This is a genomic window from Arthrobacter sp. NPDC093128 (assembly GCF_040683875.1).
In the GTDB taxonomy this organism is placed as follows: Bacteria; Actinomycetota; Actinomycetes; order Actinomycetales; family Micrococcaceae; genus Arthrobacter.
The window spans coordinates 29236-48796 of sequence record NZ_JBFBEY010000032.1 but is presented as its reverse complement, the minus strand read 5'-3'; the positions used below and the strand labels follow the sequence as shown (position 1 = coordinate 48796).

Genomic DNA, 19561 nt, shown 5'->3' with positions numbered 1-19561 from the left:
ACCACGTCGTACCTGGACTTCGCGCCGAAGATGATGGCGCACGTGCGCGAACAGTTCGGCTACGGTGTGCACGTCCTGCACGACGTCCACCACCGCCTGTCGCCGATCGAGGCCGGCCGGCTGGGTGCGTCCCTGGAACCGTACCGGCCGTTCTGGATCGAGGATCCGACGCCGGCAGAGGACCAGTCCGCGTTCCGCCTGATCCGCCAGCACACCACCACCCCCATCGCGGTGGGCGAGGTGTTCAACTCCATCTGGGACTGCCAGCAGCTGATCACCGAGCGGCTGATCGACTACATCCGGACCTCCGTGTCGCACGCTGGCGGCATCACCCACCTGCGCCGGATCTTCTCCCTCGCGGACCTGTACGGGGTGCGATCCGGGTCGCACGGCGCGGGCGACCTCTCCCCGGTCTCGCTTGCGGCGGCGCTGCACGTGGACATGAGCATCCCGAACTTCGGCATCCAGGAATACATGGGTCACCGGGAGCCGGCCAACGAGGTTTTCACTCCGTCCTACACCTTCAAGGACGGCTACATGCACCCCGGGGACGCCCCCGGCATCGGCGTAGAGTTCAACGAGGAAGCCGCCGCCCGGTTCCCCTACGACCCGAAATACCTTCCCATCAACAGGCGGCTCGACGGATCGGTGCATGACTGGTGAGCAACATAAACAATAAGACCTCCGCGCCGTTCGACGTAGTTGTGATGGGCGAAATCCTCGTTGAGGTCGCCACCGACGTCGCGTTCGCCCACGGCGTTCCGGCCCAGCTCGGCATTTCCGGGGATGCCCTGAACGTCGCGGCCGCCGCGGCAGCTGCCGGCGCGCGCGTGGGTCTGCTGTCGGTACTGCCCGACGACGACCTCGGTAAGGCGATTGCCGCACGGATCGTTGAGCTCGGCGTTTCCCCTGACCTGCTGAAATTCCGGAGCGGGCAGCAGGGCGTGTACCTGGTCCACTGCGACCCCGACGGGCAGCGCGAGTTCTCCTACGCCCGCAGCGGCAGCGTCGGATCCTCCCTGTGCCCCGACGACGTCGACCCAGCCGTGTTCCCGGCCGCCGGCGCCGTAGTGGCGGGCGGCATCGCATGCGCCATCTCGGCATCGTCCCGCGCCGCTGTCCTCAAGGCCGCAGCGCTGGCCAAACGCTTCGTGTTCGATCCCAACTACCGCCCACGGCTCACGTCCGTGGAAGACGCCACGGCGACCCTCCTCCAGCTCGCACCACGGACCTTCCTGGCCACCCCGTCGTTTCCCGGCGAAACGACAACCCTCCTGGGCAGCTCCACAGCGGCCGAAGCCGCGGCCAAGCTCCGGAGCCTCGGCGCCACCAACGTGGCCGTGACCTGCGGAGCCGAAGGAATCCAGCTGGACGGCGAAGGCCAGGACAGCACCTGGGTCAACTCCATCCCGGCGCCCTCCGTGGTGGATCAGACCGGGGCGGGCGACGCTTTCGTCGGTACCCTGACCGCCCGGATAGTCTTGGGCGACAGCCTTCCCGCGGCCGCCCGGCTCGGTGCGGCGGCGGCGTCACTGGTAGTGGGCGGCAAGGGCGGCACCGGCTTCATTCCCACCCTGGAACAGACCCGCGCCCACGCAGGAACAGCCTCATCAGGCCTGCCCTCCGAAGGAGCACAACCATCGCACGCCTAAATGCAGCCACCCTCGCCGCCAACGACCAACACCGTCCTTTGTTGCCCACAGGCACGCTCCGTCCCGGCATTGTCCACCTCGGCCTGGGCGCCTTCGCCCGCGCCCACACGGCCGTGTTCACCGAAAACGCCATGCTCGCCACCGGTTCGTCGGACTGGGGAATCGTCGGAGTGACGCAACGGTCCGACACGGTCGCCCGCCAGCTCGCACCACAGAACGGACTGTTCACCGTGGCGGAGCGGGGCAGCGGCGCCGCACCGCTCCGCGTTGTGTCCAGCATCGTCGAGGCCATCTCCGGCCGGGACCACCCGGAAACCGTCGTGGACAGGATCGCCGCCGCCACGACGCACGTGGTGACGCTGACCGTCACGGAAAAGGGATACCGGATTGATCCGCACACCGGGTCGCTCAACACCGCCGATCCACAAGTTCGGGCCGACCTTACCGGCCATCCACCGCAAACAGCTATCGGACAGATCACCCGCGGCATCCAGCAGCGGGCACGTACCGGCGCCGGGCCGCTCACCGTTCTCTCGTGCGACAACCTGCCGGGCAACGGCGAGCTGACCGGAACCCTGGTCCGCGCATTCGCCGCCGCCCTCCCGGACACTGAGTCAGGGCCGCTGCTGACCTGGCTTGACGCCAACGTGACATTCCCGTCCACCATGGTGGACCGGATGGTGCCGGCCACCACCGAGGGCGACCTTGACGCCGTCGAACATGAACTGGGCCTCCGGGACGAGGCCGCCGTAGTGGCGGAGCCCTTCATGCAGTGGGTCATCGAGGACAACTTCGCCGGTAGGCGGCCAGCCTGGGAGGACGCCGGCGCCCTGTTCAGCACCGACGTCGCCGCGTGGGAGGCAGCCAAGCTGCGCCTGCTCAACGCCAGCCATTCGATGCTTGCCTACCTTGGACTTGCCACCGGCAAGGAGACCATCAGCGACGCCGTGAGCGAGGACTCCTTCCGCACTGCGTGCCGCCGGATGCTGGCCGAAGACGCACTCCCCACCATCAGCCTGCCGCAGGGCCTGCACGGCGGCACCTACTGCCAACAGGTCCTGGAACGCTTCGCCAACCCGGCCCTGGGACACACCACCGCAAAGGTCGGCAGCGACGGCTCGCAGAAAATTGGCCTGCGTCTGCTGACCACAGTCCGGGCAAACCTCGACGCCGGACGCGAACCACGGTGGGCCGCTCTCGCCGTGGCAGCGTGGATGCACCACGTCGCCACCACTGCTCCGTCGGACCTCAACGATCCCCTCGCGGCCGAACTTCAGGGCGTACTGCCGGCCTCACGCACACCGGAAGCAGTGGTCCCCGCCTTATTGGGCTTCCGCAGCATCTTTGACGACCCGCTTGGCAGTCACGAGGGTTTCGCCGACGTTCTCCTTCACTGGTACCGCATTATCGACACTCACGGGCTTGACGGCCTGAGAAATGAGATCAACCATGGCTGATGCCACCAGCGTCCTGCACATCTCACCCGTCATCCCTGTCGTGACCATCGATGATCCACGCCACGCAGTTCCCGTGGCCCGGGCCCTGGCCGCGGGCGGCGTTGGCATTATCGAGCTCACTCTGCGTACCCAGAGCGCCCTGGAATCGCTGGAACTCATCGCTAACGAGGTCCCCGAGATCCTGGTGGGGGCAGGCACCATACTCACCCCGGCCCAGGCCGAGGCATCAGTGTCCGCAGGTGCCCAGTTCCTCGTCAGCCCCGGCGTTACACCGTCACTGTTGGACCACATGCTGAGCCTAAGCATCCCCATCTTGCCCGGCGTCGCGACCGTCGGCGAGGTCATGGCCGGCTTGGAACGCGGTTTGACTGAGATGAAGTTCTTCCCTGCAGGACCCGCGGGTGGCCCCCGTTACCTCGCAGCCATCGGCGCTCCCATCCCGCACGTACAATTTTGCCCCACAGGCGGGATCAGCCTCGCCACCGCACCCAGTTACCTCGCCTTGCCTAACGTCTCTTGCATCGGCGGCAGCTGGCTCACGCCCCGCGCCGCCATTGAAAACGAAGACTGGGCGAGGATCACGAACCTTGCCCACGACACGGCTGGGTTGCGAGCCGAAGCAACTCTCAGCTGACACCCATTCTGGCGTGGAGCCGGGAGGAGTGTCTGTATCCGCTGAAGCGGGTGGCCTGATTTTCGTCCAGCAGGTCGATGACGCTAACGCGGCCCTCCGTGGTGTGAAGGGGATGTTCGGTAAGTCAGTAAGAAGCGGGTATGGACCCGGAGCGGCCGGGCGGGTCGGAGTTTCTTCTCTTCGTAAAGCAGTTCTCGTAACCAGCTGCTTCCGAGAATTCGGTGTTCCGCTGGTCAGGAAGTTTTCGGGGCTATGGCTACTTTTGGCCGCCAGATGTGAATTGGCTTTGGATCGCTTGCAGCTGTAAGTTTCCTGCATCGAATGCATGGTTCCATGCTTTAGGGCAGTATGTGGTGCCGTTCCGGGTTTGGTCCCGCGGATAATGGGCGAGGATGAGCGACGCGGTGGGACGAAACCGCCGAGCGGGCCCGAAACGTCATGCTGCTTTTTGTCACATGGTCAATCGCGCCAGCGGAGAATCCAGTTCACCAGCAAGACAACCGCAGTGGCAATCGGGAACAGGGCGGGCAACGGCCGCTCGCGGCGGATCAGGGCAACGAGTCCGAGTCCTGCACCAACAAAGGCAGTGGCACCGGAAAGCAATACCAGCAGGCCAGCGAACAATGAAGTATTTTCAACCTCCCTGCAGGCCAACACACCTGGCGGGTACCCGTATGACGGTGGGCATTGAATCCACACCCAGGGCAACCAGCCCAAGCTACATCGCTGACATCGCAAGCTGTCTACGCTCCCCCGATACGTCCAGTCCCCCATGTCAGCGGAGCCTTGAGGTTCGAAGATGATGATCATGATCGCGGGCGCCCGGTCAAAGTCGCTTTCAGGGCTGCCCTATGCCGCGTCGGTTCCGATGCGGGAGAACGCCAGATTTCCGCTCTCTAGAGGTTCCGCTCTCGTCCACTCGATAGTTATCAAGAGCGTTGTAGCGTTTAGTTGCGAAGGCCCGCCTGTCCCCCATAGGCCTTCGTTCTACCAAGGACTGCCAAGGGCCCCTGCCCGTTAGGTTCACAGCACGCCGCGCTGTCGGTCCAGATCCGTGTGCAGACGAGTTCTGAAAATGACAACTACCTGTCCGTACCCGGCTGCACCAGCCCCCTAACTATGGGGATATCAGTGCAGACGACTTTAAAAAATGACAAACAGCATGCCTTCGCGCCCGACCGGGTGTCTCAATAGGCTGTTGATTTACGAGACGCCGGCGATGGTCGCTAGCGGCGTGCACGCCCCATTTCCGGTCCCCGACCGTACGGTGTCCCCTACCGTGAACCGTGAGTCCTCCTGCACCGCCCTAACACTGCTCTGGCCATGACGGCTACTCCGGCCACTAAAAGGCAGATTGCGATTGTGTGGGAGGGGCTGCTGATACAGGTAATGCCCGTGCCTCCCGCAGTCGGCAGACGCCACTTAGGGTAGGGGCATGGATGAACCGGGGGGAGGCCAGTGGGTTCCTCGCTTGCCGCCGCCCGGTTCAACCCGGAACAGGCAGGTTTCCCCGCTGACGGCTGGACTCGCACGCCACCGTTCCTCCACGGTTCCATCCATTCCGACCACTCCCAGAAGGGGACTGTCATGCAGAAGCGGTTTTTAGGCCGAACAGGTCTTGAGGTTTCGCCGATCGCTATCGGCGGGGCAGCGTTTACGTATGTCCACGAGGCCGCAGGCTGGAATCCGTTGAGTGAGGAAGGCGCGGGAGTCGTGATGGATACCCTGAACGCGTGCCTGGATTCCGGGGTCAACTACATCGACACTGCGCAGGCCTACGGCGACGGTTACAGCGAGACCTTGATCGGGCGTGTGATGAAGGACCGCCGGGACGAATGTGTGCTTGCTAGCAAGGCTTGGTTCCACCTGGACGCTGCGGGCTTGGAAGAGAGCGTCCACGGAAGCCTTGAACGCCTGCAGACCGACCATATTGACGTGCTCCAGATCCATGGCCGCATGTTCACTGCGGAGGATGTTGACCATGTCATCAATGGGGGCCCGCTCAAGGCGCTGGTCAAACTCCGTGAGCAGGGGAAGATCGGACATATCGGTATCACCTCAGAGGAGCCCTGGACTGTGATCCCATTCCTTTCCACCGGCGAGATCGAGGTCTATCAGATTGCTTATAACCTCATTTACCAAGGGGCCGCGCGCCACTTCCTGCCTCAGGCCGCTGAGGCGGGTGCCGGTGTCGTCACCATGCGGACCATGACCTCCGGGATCTTCCAGCGGGAGGCTGCATTCCTTGCACCCGAGTGGGATGCGGCGCACCGCCTTTACGACGCCGCCCTGAAGTTCGTGCTGTCCGATTCGCGCATCCACTCGGGAATCGTCGGGATGCGCTGGCCTCATGAGGTGGAGGAGAACGTCAGGATCATTGAGGGCTGGGAGACGCCGATCGACTTCGCCGACATGCCGAGGGTGACGTTCGGGGTGTACAAGGCCGACGATGATTCCTCCCGGAGCGCCAACTCAGGGTAGCTGACAGGTTGGTTGGAGAGGATGCCGAGGATGCCGACCCCAAAATCTGCTCTCTATCGACACGCCCGGCACCCGAGTTCTATCAGGCCGTCCCCATGTGCCGTCCTGTGAACGGAGCGGGCTTGCCGATCCGAGAATGTTGCTCGCTTCACGGTCCAGCCTCAGCCCTAGTTGGCCTGGGTTCTGATTTCCTCCAACGCGGCGTTGAATCCTTTGGGGTGTGCCGCTCGAACCTGCCGGCCGATCCAGCTCTATGTCGTCGATGTCCCGGCCGACTACGACCTCTGGAACAGCAGCCGCGAAGCCTTCCTGCAGATCGTGTGAAGTGGGGTCGGTGGCGTGTGGGGAGACGCTGGCTGCGGTTCAGGTCGTCGTTACTTGTTGTCCGTGAAGAGTTGCATGGCGACGCCCATCGCCGACATGCCTTTGGGCCAGCCGGCGTAGAGCGTGACGTGGGTGATGGCTTCGATGAGCTCTTCCTGGGTCACACCGTTTTCGACTGCGCGGCCGAGGTGGAAACCCAGCTGCTCGGTGTTCCCTCCGGCGGCCAGCATGGCCACTGTGATGAGGCTGCGGTCGCGGGCGCTCAGCTCGGACCGGTTCCAGACGTCCTCGAAGAGCACGTCGTCGGTGAGTTCGGCGAGCTTCGGGGCGAAGTCGCCGAACATTTTCCGGCCGCCGCCGATCTGTTTGGGCTGGTCAGTCATGATGTTCCTTCTTCCGGTCTGGACTCATAGGTGCTCAATTGTTCGGGAAACTGTTCAGTCGATGTCTTCGACGCCGGTGAGGCGTTGTTCCTCTACATCCAGCCTGGTCTGGATTCGCCGGGCGACGATGTCATCGACCGTGCCGGCAAGGCGGAGCCCCAGGAGTACTTCCCGCTTCCGCTCCAGTACGGCTTGGCGGAGCGTTATTTCTTCCTGGCGCGATTCCGTGGTGGAATCCGGATCGGAACCGGCTTTGAGCGCCTGCATCAACGACAGGTGGGCTTGATACTCGTCCGCAACGCGGCCGCGAACACCCGCGCTGGTCCCGAGTTCGTTGGCGAGATCGTCGACGGCGGTGACGGCGGCGGAGATGATGGCCAGTTCAGCCACGCGGAGCTCTTCCTCTTCCGGTTCCTCCGGAAGCTTGGCCCACCGGACAACAATGGGAAGCAGCGGGCCTTGGACGAGCATGGTCAGGACAATTACGCCGGCGCTGATGAAGATGACGTCGTCCCGTCCCGGGAGCGGGGTGCCGTCATCGAGTGCCAATGGTACGGACAGCGCAATCGCGAGGGAGACTGCCCCGCGGAAGCCGGCAATGGAGCTAACGATCCGGGCCCGGTAACTCATCCTGCGCCCGCGTTGGGAGGGGCGCCGGTCCAGGATCCGGATGATGGCGACGCTCACGGTTTGGAACACGAACCGGATGATGATGAGCACCAGCCACACGGCAACTGTGGACAGCAGGAGCCGGCCAACATCGCGGGCATCGATTTCGTACATGGCGGCCTGCACCTGGAGGCCGATGAGGACGAACAGGGCACCGTTGAGGAGGTGGGAGCCCAGCGGCCATGCGGACTCGGTCTGGCGGCGCGATGCTGCCGTGCTGATCCGGCCGGAGGTGAAGGAGATGATCAACCCCGCGGCAACAACGGCCAGCACTCCGGACGCGTGGACGGCTTCGGCGAGCAGGAACGCGGCGAACGGGGTGATCAGCAAGGCGATGTTGATGATGAGCGGGTCACGTACCCGGACCAGGAGCAGGTAAGCCGCGGCCGCCACCAGGATGCCGGCGGCCGCCCCTCCAACATAGGAGAGGGCGAACAACCCGGCGATATTGAGGGGCGTGTAGCTGCCGCCAAGTGCCGCGCCAACAGCAATGGCGTACAGCACCAGAGCGGTGCCGTCATTGGTCAAACTCTCGGCCTTGAGCAGCATAAAGTTCCGGCGCGGCAGCATCCGGCCCAAAGCTGCGACCGCTGTCGCGTCCGGCGGAGCCAAGGCTGCACCGAGAATAAGTGCCGTATTCCATGGCAGGCCAAGGAGGTGTGCCACACCGGCCACGGCGAGGGCGGAGGCGACCACCAGCAGGGTGCTGAGCAAGACGATGCCACGCAGGTCCCGGCGGATTGACCGGAGCGAGGTGGTCAGACTCTCCCAGAACAACATCACCGGCAGGAAGATCAGCAACACCGTCTCCGGTGGCAGCTCGATCTGCCGCAGCTGCGGGACCAAGCCGAGGAGGAGGCCGAAGACCAGCAGCAGCAACGGTGCGGCCACCCGGAGCCGGGGAGCCAGGATCGCACCAGCCAGCACGGTCACGCCCAACAGCACGACTGTCTCCAGACCCTCCATGACATCTCCGTTCCATCTATGTGTTCAATTGCCGGCGCCCTACGGTTGCCGGTTCCGGTGATTACCAGGTTGATGCGACCGTGCGTGTAATGACCCAGCCGTCTCCACGGGGTTCGAACCAGGAGCGTAAAGTCAGGCGCCAGGTGGCCCTGGATCCCCAGATCGTGGCGTCCGTAAGAGTTTTGGCGGTCAGCTCCGGCATGGTGAGGTCTGTCCCGTGGTTGGCCTGGACCGTTTCCATCCGGTGGTACTGCATCTCACCGGTTTCGATAGCCTCAAGCCATTCCGATCTTGACTGCACGTAGCCGGTCATGTGCGTGAGCGTGAATCCGTCGGCAAGGATGACATCCAGCTCTGCCAGGTCCCGGGCCACCATCGCCTCGCACATCACCTCGTGGACGGCTTCAATTTCCTCGGCGGTCACGGTAGCGTGGCCTCGGCCGAAGTCGTCGTCTGCTCGGGCGGTCTCTGGTAGACGCCCAGTCCGAGGGCGGGCACCGTGGCACCGTTATTGAAATCAAGTTCCATGGCCATGCCTTTCACGGTATTCATATAGCTGGGCATATGGGAGGGCACGTCGGTACTCCTTTGAGCTGCTGGGCCGGTGCAGAGAGTTCTGCGCCAACGTGCAGAGACCGCGAGGAATCCCACACCCCTTGGCAAATCTTGCTCTACCTGGCAGCTGGGCTTACTGGTCGCGGTCGATTGCTGCGTCGAGGCCGGCCGAGAGCGGTGCGCCGACGAGGTCGAGGGCCGCGAGGGCTTCGTCGATTCGCCGGAGGTCGCCCGCCGTGAGTTCGAGGTCGGCCGCCGGAAGGTTGTCGTCGAGGTGCGCGATGCGGGTACCGCCGGGAATCGGCACAACCCATGGTTTCTGGGCGAGCAGCCAGGCGAGGGCGATTTGTGCCGGGGATGCGTCCTTTTCGGCCCCGAAACGCCTGAGGAAGTCGACGAGGGCGAAGTTGGCGTCCAGTGCCTCTGGGGTGAAGCGCGGGAAGTCGGCGCGGAGGTCCTTGGGGTTGTCGAACCGCATGTCCCGGGTGATGCCGCCGGTGAGGAATCCCTGTCCGAGGGGTCCCCAGGCGACCAATCCGATTCCGAGTTCCTCGCAGACCCCGAACTTCTTGGTTTCGGGCTCTCGCATCCACAGTGAGTAGTGGTCCTGGATGACGGCGATGGGCTGGACGGCGTGGGCGCGGCGGATGCTTGTTTCGCTCGCCTCCGACAGTCCGAAGTGGCGGACTTTGCCTTCGGCAATGAGTTCCTTGACGGCGCCGGCGACGTCCTCCATCGGGACGTTGGGGTCGACCCGGTGCTGGTACAGCACGTCGATGTGGTCGGTTCGCAGCCGGCGCAGTGAGGCGTCGACGACTTTCCGGATGTGCGCGGGCCGGCTGTTGAGGCCGACTGTTTCGCCGTTCTCGTTGATGTCGAACCCGAACTTGGTGGCCACCAGAACGTCGTCGCGGATCGGCTGCAGCGCTTCGCCGACGAGTTCCTCGTTGACGTAGGGGCCGTACCCTTCAGCGGTGTCGAAGAGAGTGACGCCGCGTTCGGCGGCTGACCGGATCACAGCCAGCGCTTCCGTCCGGTCAGTGGCGGCGCCGAGGCCAAAGCTCAGACCCATGCAGCCAAGGCCGATTGCTGAGGTTTCAAGGCCGTCGCCGAGCTTGCGTGTTTTCATTGCAGCTTTCCTTTGCTTCGTTTGTTTACCGCCGCGGCGCTCACGATTGCTTCCTTCGCCGTGCCTGCACGGTGAGTTCGTGCCCGCCGTAGCTGTTGTCGTCCGGGTTGACGGTCATGCCGGGGGCGACGAGCTTGTCGATGCGGTCCAGCACGTCGGTTGACAGGGTGATGTCCGCCGCGGGCAGGTAGGACTCGAGTTGTTCCATGGTCCGTGGTCCGACGATGGCGGACGTGACACCGGGGTGGTTTATCACGAACGCGATCGCCAGCTCGATGAGGCTCAGCCCGGCTTGTTCGGCGAGCTGGGCGAGTTCTTCGACGATGTCGAGTTTGCGCTGGTTGGCCGGGCTCGTCATGTCGAACCGTGCGCTCGGGCGGGCACTGGAGGTGGGTGCCGATGCCGAGTCTTTCCGCCACCGTCCGGAGAGCCATCCGCCGCCGAGCGGGCTGTAGGTGAGGGTGCCCATTCCGTGCCGCTGGGCGGTTGGAAGGATGTCTTCTTCGATGCCGCGGACCAGGATCGAGTAGGGCGGCTGTTCGGTGACGAACCGCTCCAGGTTCCGGTCCCGGGATGCCCACTGGGCCTCCACGATCTGCGATCCGGCGTAGGACGAGGAACCGATGTAACGGACCTTGCCTTGGCGGACGAGGTCGGTGAGTGCGCCGAGGGTCTCCTCGACGTCCGTATCGGGGCTGGGCCTGTGGACCTGGTACAGGTCGATGTAGTCGGTATTCAGGCGGCGGAGGGAGTTCTCAACCTCGCGCATGATCCAGCGGCGCGATCCGCCGCGGTGGTTGGGGTCCTCGCTCATGGGCATGAAGAACTTCGTGGCGAGGAACACATCGTCGCGCCGACCCTCCAACGCCTGCCCGACGATCTCCTCGGACGCCCCGCCTGAGTAGACGTCTGCAGTGTCGATGAAGTTGATCCCCGCGTCGAGGGCGCGGTGGATGATGCGGATGGAGTCGGCGGTGTCGTTATTACCCCATGGGCCGAACATCATCGCGCCGAGGCATAGCGGGCTGACCTGCACGCCGGTGCGGCCGAGGTGGCGGTATTCCATACTGGTTCCTGCTCCCTGTCTTAGGCCTCGGGGATGACCATGGCGAACCGCTCTTCGCGGGCCTCGTCGGGGTCCGGTCCGTTGCGCACGCCGGTGTCGAGTGCGTCTATGGCGGCGAGTTCGTGGGCAGTGAGTTCGAAGTCGAATACGTCGAAGTTTTCACTGATGCGTTGCGGGTTCGTCGATTTCGGGATGGCTGAGCGGCCCTGCTGCAGGTGCCAGCGGAGCATCACCTGAGCCGGGGTCTTGCCGTGTGTCTGTGCGATGGCGGCGATGACCGGGTCTTCCATCACGTTACGCCGGCCCTCGCCGCCCCACCCGGGGTAAAACGTGATGCCGCCGATCGGCGACCATGCCTGGGTGAGGATGCCGTGCTCGGCGCCTGCTGCCTGGACGTCCGGCTGGGTGAAGTAGGGGTGCAGCTCGATCTGGTTCACCGCCGGGATGATGTCGGTTTCGGCGATCAGCTGCTTCAGGTGGTGAGGCATGAAGTTGCTGACACCGATCGCCCGCACCTGCCCGTCGGCGAGTAGGGTTTCCAGCGCCTTATAGGCGGCGATGGTCTTCTCGAAGCGGCTCGGCACCGGCTGGTGCAGGATCAGAAGGTCCAGCTGGTCGACGCCGAGCTTTCCGACGGCTTTCTCCCAGGCGTGCAGCGTCTCGTCGTAGCCGTAGTCGCTGACCCAGACCTTGGTCTCAATGAACACGTCAGAACGACCCACGCCCGAGTTGCGGATGCCTTCCCCGACCTCTCGCTCGTTGCCGTACGCGGCGGCAGTGTCAATGTGCCGGTAGCCGGCAGCCAATGCGGCCTCGACAGCCGCCGTCGTCTGCTCCGGGGCGCTTTGAAAGACGCCGAGCCCGATAGCGGGCATGTTGACCCCGTTGTTGAGTGTGATGTTCATGGTTTCCTGATTCTGTCGTTACGGGCGGACGAGGACTTTGAGCGCTGCGCGGTCGGCCATGGCCTTGTAGCCGGCAGGAACGTCGCCCAGGCCGATGGTGCGGTCGAAGACCTTGCCGGGGTTGATGGTGCCGTCGAGCACAAGAGGCAGCAGTTCCTCGATGTACGCCCTGGCGGGTGCGACCCCGCCTGTGAGCGTGATGTTGCGCATGAACTCGCGGAATCCGAGCGGGACTTCGGAGAACTGCGGCGCGCCGACGCGGCTGATGACGCCGCCGTCGCGGACGACGCCGATCGCCATCTCGATCGCCGGCTTGAGGCCCACGGCTTCGAGCACGACGTGCGTTCCGTCGCCGTTCGTGAGTTCCTTGACCTTGGCGATGCCCTCTTCTCCGCGTTCGGCGACGACGTCGGTAGCACCGAATTCACGTCCGAGTTCGGTGCGGGCCTCGTGCCGGCCCATGAGGATGATGCGCGAGGCGCCCATCAGCTTGGCAGAAAGAACGGCGGAGAGGCCGACCGCGCCGTCACCTATCACGGTCACCGTCTCGCCGGGTTGGATGCCGGCCTTCTTCGCCGCGTGGTAACCGGTCGACATGACATCGGAGAGGCTCAGCAGTGACGGGATCAGCTTCTCATCAAAGCCGGCGGGGACCACGACGAGAGTGCCGGAGGCCTGCGGGACCCGGGCGAATTCGCCCTGTCCGCCGTCGCCGTGGCCGCCCCAGTGCGCGCCGTGGCGGCAAGAGGTCTGCAGGCCTTCCTTGCAGAAGTCGCAGGTGCCGTCGGAGGCGACGAATGGTGCAATAACAAAATCACCGATTGTCAGGCCGGTCACCTCGGAACCGAGTTCCTCGACGATGCCGACGAACTCGTGACCCATGCGGGAGCCTTCGGCCGACTCCGGCCTGGAGGCGTAGGGCCACAGGTCGCTGCCGCAGATGCAGCCGGCAACAATGCGCACGATCGCGTCGGTCGGCTCCTGGATGGTGGGGTTGGGGACGGTCTCGACGCGCACGTCGCCGGCGCCGTACATCAGTGTTGCTCGCATGGTGGGATTCCTTACTAGGTTGTCGGCCAGTTTCCAGTCAACACCGGTAGCGGACCTCTTGGGAGTGCATGTCAGTACCCCCCATGAAATGCGGGGTTGGTGGTTCAGCGGGTGGTCTCGGCCAGGGCCGCGGGGCGCGCCGCGGGCATCGTCCTGGCGCGGCGGGCGGCCAGGTCTGCGGGCAGGATGAGTGCGGCGGTGACGGCCAGGGCCAGGAGCAGGAGGATGCTGCCTGCTGTGAGCGCCATGCTGACCTGAGCGGCCAGGTGCGCCGTCGCCGGTCCGGAAGCGACGGTTGCTGCGGCGGCGACCGCGATGCCGAGCCCGAGGCAGGTGCCGATTTGGTGGAAGGTGTTCACCAGGCCCGACGCTGCCCCGGCATCGGAGGCCGGCGCGCCGATGATGCCGAAGGAGGTCAGTGGCGCGAAGGCCAGGCCCTGGCCGGCGCCGATGAGGATCATCGGCAAAGCCACCCCGGTCAGGTAGGAGGAGTCGAGGCCGGCGCGGCTGAGCCAGAACATCCCGGCGAGGGTGAGCAGGATCCCGGCCAGCAGCGGAACCGAGCCCGGCATCCGCCCCACGAGACGCGGGATGCTCATCGCGACGGCGAAGTTCACCGCCGTCATTGGCAGGAACCCAAGACCGGCCTGCAGGGGGTCGAAGCCGAGCACTTCCTGCATGAACTGGGTGGTGAAGAAGAAGAACCCGATCATTGCCCCCAGGTAGAGGAAGCGGGCCAGGTAGGCGCCGGTGCGCCGGCGGCTCGCGAACAGGCGCAGCGGCATGATCGGTTGGGCTGCCTTGCGTTCGATCAGCACGAACACGATCAGGAGTACGACGCCGGCCGTGACGGCCGTGGCGGTGACCGGCGAGTCCCAGCCCGCTTCAGCGGTGTTGATGATGCCGAACACGAGAGCCCCGACACCCAGGGTCGCGCTGAGGGCTCCGAACACGTCGAAGCGTCCCCTGGCCCGGCCCGTTTCGGGGAGGAACTTCGGAGCCAGGGCGATCATCGCCGCACCGATGGGCACGTTGACGAAGAACCCGGCCCGCCAGGAAATCCAGTGGGCCAGCGCCCCGCCGATGACCAAACCGAGGCTGGCGCCAATACCTGCTGTAGCGCCATACAAAGCCACGGCCCGGGTACGCTCACGGCCCTCGGGGAAGCTCGCCGTGAGCAAGGACAGCGAAGCGGGTGCGACGATCGCCGCCCCGATACCCTGCACTGCCCGGCCTGCGATCGCCCACCATCCGGCCGGTGCCAGGCCGATCAGCAGTGACGCGATCGAGAACACCACCAGACCGAACACGAAGACCCGCCGCCGGCCGAGCAGGTCTCCGGCCCGGGCGCCGAGGAGCAGCAGACCGCCGAAGACCAGCGTGTAAGCGTCCTGGACCCAGGAGAGCTCACCCGTGGACAGCTGCAGGTCAGCCTGCAGGCTGGGCAGGGCAGTGAAAATGACCGAGTTGTCCAGCAGGATCATGAAGTAGCTGGCGAGGATGATCGCCAGGATCGCCGCCGGGCGGGGAGCGGTTGTGGGTTCAGGTTTCATGGTTTCCATGCAACCGTGATTCCTTCCGGGCCGGGAGTCACGGTCGTTCCGGGTAACGCCAGTGCCTCCCTCGTTCGGTAAGCCGCGCGTAGCGTGGATGCCATGACACACAGCGACGACGTGCGGAAGTTCCTGACCTCCCGCCGTGCAAGGATCACGCCCGAGGAAGCCGGCCTGCCGGTCTATGGGGGAAACCGGCGCGTTACCGGGCTGCGCCGCGAGGAAGTCGCCATGCTGGCCGGGATGAGCATCGATTACTACATCCGCCTGGAGCGCGGAAACCTCTCCGGCGCCTCCGACAGCGTCCTCGAAGCGCTTGGGCGTGCCCTGAAGCTCGACGACGCCGAAACGGCCCACCTCTTTGACCTGGCCCGCGCCGCCACCGCCTCCCCCCGGGTGCGGCGCAAGCGCAGCCCGCAAACAGTGCGGCCCAGCGTGCAGCGCGTCATTGATGCGATCACGACTGCACCCGCCTGGGTCCGCAATGACCGCGGGGATGTCCTCGCCGCCAACGAGCTGGGCCGTGCGCTCTATCTGGACATGATGGCAGAGGTGCCCACCCCGCCGAACAGCGCACGCTTCACCTTCCTGAATCCGAAAGCGCAGGACTTCTTCGCCGACTGGGAGCGTGCCGCGGACGACGTCGTCGCGGTCCTGCGCTCGACGGCCGGGAAAAACCCCTACGACAAGGACCTCACGGACCTGATCGGTGAACTCTCGACCCGCAGCGAGGAGTTCCGCACACGGTGGGCCCGTCACGACGTAAAGCACCACCGCACCGGCCGCAAACGGCTCCACCACCCGATCGTTGGCGACCTCGATTTGAGCTTCGAAGCACTGGAACTTCCCGCGGACCCGGGACTGCGCATCAACGTCTACACAGCAGATCCCGCCACCCCCTCCGAGGACGCACTGAAAGTCCTGGCCAGCTGGGTCGCCACCCAGCGCGAAACAAAAGAGGCCACAGTCAAGGAGAAGAAATGAACTCCAGTCCCTCCACGGTGCTGATCGTCGGTGCCACCGGCAGCATCGGACGCCACGCAGTGGCCGAGGCACTGCAACACGGCTACGCCGTCCGGGCCCTCGTGCGGGACCAGTTGCGGGCTGCCCGCATCCTCCCCGACGAGGTGGACCTTGTGATCGGTGACCTGACCCGTCCCGAAACCCTTGGCCCCGCCGTCGACGGAGTCGACGCGATCGTGTTCACCCACGGGACCACCACCAGCGAACGCGACGTACGGGACAACGACTACGCCGGCGTCGCCAACGTCCTCAAGACGCTGGACAGCCGCCCGGTGCGTATTGCCCTGATGACTGCTATTGGCACCACCCGACCCGGCTTCGCCTACGCCCAGTGGAAGCTGCGCAGCGAACGGCTCATCCGCGCCAGCGGCAACCCGTACACAATCGTGCGCCCCGGCTGGTTCGACTACAACCAACCCGACCAGCGGAAGATCGTCATGCTCCAAGGCGACAAACGGCAGTCCGGCTCACCCAAAGACGGCGTCATCGCCCGGGACCAAATCGCCCGCGTACTCATCGACAGCCTTCACATCGATGCCGCCAACCACAAAACACTCGAACTCATCGCCGACCACGGACCCGAACAAAAAGACCTAACCACCGTTTTTGCCTCACTCACCCCAGACTCAAACGAATCTCTCGACGCAGCCGAAGACATTGTGGACCTCCCCCCGGAGAGTGAGCCCGCAATGTTCCGTGACGACCTCGCCACGATCTCGGCAGGAGGCCACAGAGCCGAAGCCTAGCGTCGAAGCTCCTCGCCTGTGTTGACTTGGCAGGCTTGTTATCACGGACACGGACCGAACAGGAACGTCCGGGGCGAGCCCGCCGCACGCACAGCTCCATCGCCCACTAGTTCCAAAGCTACGTATTTTCGTCGCCTCCGCAAGTCCACGGTGGGCGCCGGCACCATCCTCTCCCCCCGTCCAGGCCGAGGCCGCAGTGTCCGCCGGCGCCCAGTTCCTGGTAAGCCCCTGCGTAGCGCCGCCCCTACGGGACCACATGCTTCAGCTCAACATCTCGCTGCTATCCGGGGTGGCCACCATGGGCGAAGTGATGGCGGTCCCGGAAAGGGGCCTGACGGACATTAATTCTTCCCGGCGGGCCCTGCCGGCGGCCCGGATTACCGCGCCGCCATCGGGGGGCCATCCCGCAAGCGCAGTTTGCCCGACAGGCGGCGTCAGCCTCGATTCCGCGCCGGGCTACCGCGCTCCCGAGTGTCACCCGCTTGAACCGCACGCCGTGACGTGAAGAACCAGACGTTCCCAAGTACCTGCACTAACCGGTCGACCAGTCGCGCCTTCACTCCACACGACTTGAGCAGGGTCTCGACGACGACATTCGGGCCGAACGCGGCGAAGCCCGCCTTCAGCGCCTCCCTCGCATCCTCCTGTGCCACCCAGACAGCAGTCACCCCGAAGGCTTCGGCGAGTTTGACGAAGTCGGGCCGGGCGAGTTCGGTGGCGAAGGCCTTCCGAAGGCGCCTTCCACGTATTAGCGGAGGATGACGCAGCCGCCGTCGTCCACGACCAGCCAGGTGACCGGGACGTTGTGCTGCCTGGCGGTGGCAAGCGCGAAGGTCTGCATGTCAGCAACCCGGGGACGGCAGGTGGCCGAGCTACCGCAAGATATACAAGCAACTTTATCAAGTTGCTTGTATAGTTGAGCGATGGCCGAACAGATAATGTCGCAATCCTTCTTCGAGACGCTGCATCCGCTATTGGGGCGACTAAATGATGAACGAACGATCTCTCCGGGCAAGCTAGGCGTACTCCGCCATCTGGCGGAACACGGGCGGGCGACCACCTCGGAACTGGCTATCGTCGGGCGGGTAAGCCCCCAAGGCATTTCGCTCGCCGCGCGTGAACTCGAACGTTCGCAGTTCGTTGTGCGCGTGCCCGATGAAAGGGATCGTCGCCGGGTCTGGATCGAACTCACCGACGCCGGGCGGCAGAAGCTGGCTCAGGAGTCCGCGGCCGGTCACGGCTGGCTTGACCGGGCCATTGCAGAGCGGTTGACGCCGGACGAGCAGAAAAAACTCGAAGCGGTCATCCCCATCCTTCGTAAGCTTTCGTCGGAGGCCTCCGATGGCTGAGCCACGCCCGCGCTTGATACGGGCCCTAATTTACGCAGCGCTGTCCACGGCGATCGTGAGCTCGCTGGGCATGTTGTTGGTGCCGACCATCTCCCGCGAGATGGACGTTTCCGTCGGTACGGCGCAGTGGATGCTCACCATCAACCTCCTGGTCGGCGCTGTAGCGACCCCCGTTATGGGTCGGCTCAGCGACGGACCGCACAAGAAGCGACTCCTGTTGTCGGCACTGTCGATCATCCTCGCCGGGTCCGTCATCGCCGCTGTAGCGCCAAACTTCACGGTTTTTCTGATCGGACGGGCGCTCCAGGGTCTGACCTACGGCATTGTTCCGGTGACGATCGCCCTGGCCCGCCGCTACGTCGCTGCCAACAAGGTGCAATTCTCCATCTCGAGCCTGTCCGTGACCGTGTCAACCGGGATCGGGATCGGTTACCCCCTGACCGGAATAATCGCGGGACTCTTCGATTTCCGGTTCGCGTTCTGGTTTGCTGCGCTGTTCGTGATCACAGCAATCGTCGTGGTCTTTCGCGTTGTGCCTGCAGGCCCGGACGAGCGGGCTGCCCGGGTCCCATTCGATTACACGGGCGCGAGTTTGCTGGGTCTCGGTCTCGGCGCCGTGCTTCTGGGTGTCAGTGAAGGGCCGAACTGGGGATGGAGCTCACCGTTGAGCATCGGCGCCTTCGTCTTCGCGGCAGCCGTCCTATCCGCTTGGGTCAGGGCTGCGCTGCATACACGGCATCCGTTGATAAACCTTCGAGTCCTCCGGATCGGGCAAGTACGGCTGGCCAACGGTACGGCGGTCGGGCTGGGCGCCGCGATGTACATTGGCCTCTCGATTTCCAGCTTCCTTGCCCAAGCCCCCGCCTCCACCGGCTATGGCCTCGCCCTGCCGGTCTTCTGGGCCGGTTTCGTTATGTTCCCCCTGTCGGTGGGAAGCTTCATTGCGAACCGGCTGGTGCGCCGCCTGTCACACCGGATCCGTTTGGCGACGCTGCTGCCGATCGGCGCCGGCATGATGGCGGCAGCCGGAATGCTGCTCTGGGTTGCCCACGCGGAACTTTGGGAGATCCTGATTGGGATGCTGGTGTTCGGGCTGGGAATGGGAACGAGTTATGCGGCCATGCCGGCGCTGATCGCCCGCAGCGTGGCCGCTGCAGAGTTGGGCAGTTCCGTGAGCTTCAATCAGGTCCTGCGAACGGTCGGAAGCTCATTCGGTACCGCAGTCTCGGGAGCGGTTCTCGCCGCGAACATTGCCCCGGACCTTCACCCGACGGGTGCTGGAATAAGTACGACCCTCGAGATCGGCGCGATCCTATGCATGGTGGTGTTCATCGCCCTGCTCATTCACACCCTGGTAAAGCGTTCGCGCAGGGCACCCGACGGGCGGCCTGACCCGGTTCGCGGAGCGCGGTAGCGGACGATTCTCCCCTGACGGCGCTTCGGCTCCCAGAGCTCGCGTGAAAACGCCAGGAAACGCCCAGCCTCAAGAGACGGCTAGACACAACCCGCGCCAAGCATGCATAATATATTTTGAATGGTTTGAGGCTCGGCTCTCGAAATTGGAGAGTGGATCTGTCGTCACATCAAAGCGCCCAACTGCCCTGCGCTGCGGTACAAGT

Annotated in this window: 21 protein-coding genes and 1 pseudogene; 11 read left to right on the top strand and 11 right to left on the bottom strand. The window is 64.7% G+C overall.

Translation table 11 applies throughout. The features are described from left to right. The 4 genes from AB0N24_RS24850 to eda all read left to right on the top strand — a co-directional run. On the top strand, positions 1 to 663 hold a 663-nt coding region (locus tag AB0N24_RS24850), incomplete at its 5' end, for an enolase C-terminal domain-like protein (RefSeq protein ID WP_364130472.1). A gap of 44 nt (positions 664 to 707) precedes the next feature. Then, entirely contained in the window at positions 708 to 1652 is a 945-nt protein-coding gene (locus AB0N24_RS24845) for a PfkB family carbohydrate kinase (protein WP_364130474.1), read from the top strand. Positions 1653 to 1693: 41 nt separating this feature from the next. Further along, the gene (locus AB0N24_RS24840; protein WP_364130469.1) at positions 1694 to 3109 is read left to right on the top strand and encodes a mannitol dehydrogenase family protein; all 1416 of its coding nucleotides are present in this window, start codon (positions 1694 to 1696) and stop codon (positions 3107 to 3109) included. Next, positions 3102 to 3743, top strand: coding sequence for a bifunctional 4-hydroxy-2-oxoglutarate aldolase/2-dehydro-3-deoxy-phosphogluconate aldolase (gene eda / locus AB0N24_RS24835; RefSeq protein WP_364130466.1), 642 nt, complete (start codon positions 3102 to 3104; stop codon positions 3741 to 3743). The genes AB0N24_RS24840 and eda overlap by 8 nt, the downstream gene beginning before the upstream one ends. 459 nt (positions 3744 to 4202) lie before the next feature. On the opposite strand, the gene AB0N24_RS24830 is transcribed toward eda, so the two are convergent. Beyond that, positions 4203 to 4367, bottom strand: coding sequence for a hypothetical protein (locus AB0N24_RS24830; RefSeq protein ID WP_364130464.1), 165 nt, complete (start codon positions 4365 to 4367; stop codon positions 4203 to 4205). An 834-nt stretch (positions 4368 to 5201) separates the two neighbouring features. Here AB0N24_RS24830 and AB0N24_RS24825 point away from each other — a divergent pair. Beyond that, positions 5202 to 6224 carry an aldo/keto reductase gene (locus AB0N24_RS24825; RefSeq protein WP_364130461.1) on the top strand — a complete coding sequence of 341 codons (1023 nt, stop codon included), beginning with the start codon at positions 5202 to 5204 and terminating at the stop codon, positions 6222 to 6224. Positions 6225 to 6395: 171 nt separating this feature from the next. Continuing rightward, positions 6396 to 6548, top strand: coding sequence for a hypothetical protein (locus AB0N24_RS24820; protein ID WP_364130458.1), 153 nt, complete (start codon positions 6396 to 6398; stop codon positions 6546 to 6548). A 50-nt stretch (positions 6549 to 6598) separates the two neighbouring features. Here AB0N24_RS24820 and AB0N24_RS24815 read toward each other — a convergent pair whose 3' ends face one another. From AB0N24_RS24815 to AB0N24_RS24775, 9 genes are all read right to left on the bottom strand, one after another. Continuing rightward, positions 6599 to 6931: a carboxymuconolactone decarboxylase family protein gene (locus AB0N24_RS24815; RefSeq protein WP_364130456.1), complete on the bottom strand. Its 333-nt coding sequence runs from the start codon at positions 6929 to 6931 to the stop codon at positions 6599 to 6601. A gap of 54 nt (positions 6932 to 6985) precedes the next feature. After that, positions 6986 to 8566, bottom strand: a complete 1581-nt coding sequence (locus AB0N24_RS24810) for a Na+/H+ antiporter (protein WP_364130454.1) — start codon at positions 8564 to 8566, stop codon at positions 6986 to 6988. 61 nt (positions 8567 to 8627) lie between these two features. Next, positions 8628 to 8990 (bottom strand): nuclear transport factor 2 family protein, encoded by a 363-nt coding sequence (locus AB0N24_RS24805; protein ID WP_364130452.1) that lies wholly within the window; start codon positions 8988 to 8990, stop codon positions 8628 to 8630. Beyond that, the gene (locus AB0N24_RS24800) at positions 8987 to 9118 is read right to left on the bottom strand and encodes a hypothetical protein (RefSeq protein ID WP_364130449.1); all 132 of its coding nucleotides are present in this window, start codon (positions 9116 to 9118) and stop codon (positions 8987 to 8989) included. Before AB0N24_RS24800 ends, AB0N24_RS24805 begins: the two co-directional genes overlap by 4 nt. 136 nt (positions 9119 to 9254) lie before the next feature. Further along, on the bottom strand, positions 9255 to 10250 hold the full coding sequence (locus tag AB0N24_RS24795; RefSeq protein WP_364130447.1) for an aldo/keto reductase: 996 nt from the start codon (positions 10248 to 10250) through the stop codon (positions 9255 to 9257). A 40-nt stretch (positions 10251 to 10290) separates the two neighbouring features. Then, entirely contained in the window at positions 10291 to 11316 is a 1026-nt protein-coding gene (locus tag AB0N24_RS24790; RefSeq protein ID WP_364130444.1) for an aldo/keto reductase, read from the bottom strand. 20 nt (positions 11317 to 11336) lie between these two features. Further along, positions 11337 to 12221 carry an aldo/keto reductase gene (locus tag AB0N24_RS24785; protein ID WP_364130441.1) on the bottom strand — a complete coding sequence of 295 codons (885 nt, stop codon included), beginning with the start codon at positions 12219 to 12221 and terminating at the stop codon, positions 11337 to 11339. Positions 12222 to 12239: 18 nt separating this feature from the next. Further along, positions 12240 to 13271, bottom strand: coding sequence for an alcohol dehydrogenase catalytic domain-containing protein (locus AB0N24_RS24780; protein ID WP_364130438.1), 1032 nt, complete (start codon positions 13269 to 13271; stop codon positions 12240 to 12242). 104 nt (positions 13272 to 13375) lie between these two features. Next, complete coding sequence (locus AB0N24_RS24775) at positions 13376 to 14833, bottom strand: MFS transporter (RefSeq protein WP_364130435.1); 1458 nt, start codon at positions 14831 to 14833, stop codon at positions 13376 to 13378. A 93-nt stretch (positions 14834 to 14926) separates the two neighbouring features. On the opposite strand from AB0N24_RS24775, the gene AB0N24_RS24770 reads away from it, so the two are divergent. From AB0N24_RS24770 to AB0N24_RS24760, 3 genes are all read left to right on the top strand, one after another. Then, positions 14927 to 15808, top strand: a complete 882-nt coding sequence (locus AB0N24_RS24770; RefSeq protein ID WP_364130432.1) for a helix-turn-helix transcriptional regulator — start codon at positions 14927 to 14929, stop codon at positions 15806 to 15808. After that, complete coding sequence (locus AB0N24_RS24765) at positions 15805 to 16593, top strand: SDR family oxidoreductase (RefSeq protein ID WP_364130429.1); 789 nt, start codon at positions 15805 to 15807, stop codon at positions 16591 to 16593. The genes AB0N24_RS24770 and AB0N24_RS24765 overlap by 4 nt, the downstream gene beginning before the upstream one ends. A 196-nt stretch (positions 16594 to 16789) precedes the next feature. Beyond that, the gene (locus AB0N24_RS24760; RefSeq protein WP_364130426.1) at positions 16790 to 17098 is read left to right on the top strand and encodes a hypothetical protein; all 309 of its coding nucleotides are present in this window, start codon (positions 16790 to 16792) and stop codon (positions 17096 to 17098) included. Between the two features lie 64 nt (positions 17099 to 17162). Here the strand turns inward: AB0N24_RS24760 and AB0N24_RS24755 are convergent. Further along, positions 17163 to 17419: pseudogene (locus AB0N24_RS24755) on the bottom strand (thiamine pyrophosphate-dependent enzyme); the annotation flags it as partial. A gap of 97 nt (positions 17420 to 17516) precedes the next feature. Here AB0N24_RS24755 and AB0N24_RS24750 point away from each other — a divergent pair. Next, a complete protein-coding gene (locus AB0N24_RS24750; RefSeq protein WP_364130424.1) occupies positions 17517 to 17942 on the top strand; it encodes a MarR family transcriptional regulator in 426 nt (141 codons plus the stop codon). Then, the gene (locus AB0N24_RS24745) at positions 17935 to 19356 is read left to right on the top strand and encodes an MFS transporter (RefSeq protein ID WP_364130421.1); all 1422 of its coding nucleotides are present in this window, start codon (positions 17935 to 17937) and stop codon (positions 19354 to 19356) included. Before AB0N24_RS24750 ends, AB0N24_RS24745 begins: the two co-directional genes overlap by 8 nt. The last annotated feature ends 205 nt before the right edge of the window (positions 19357 to 19561 follow it).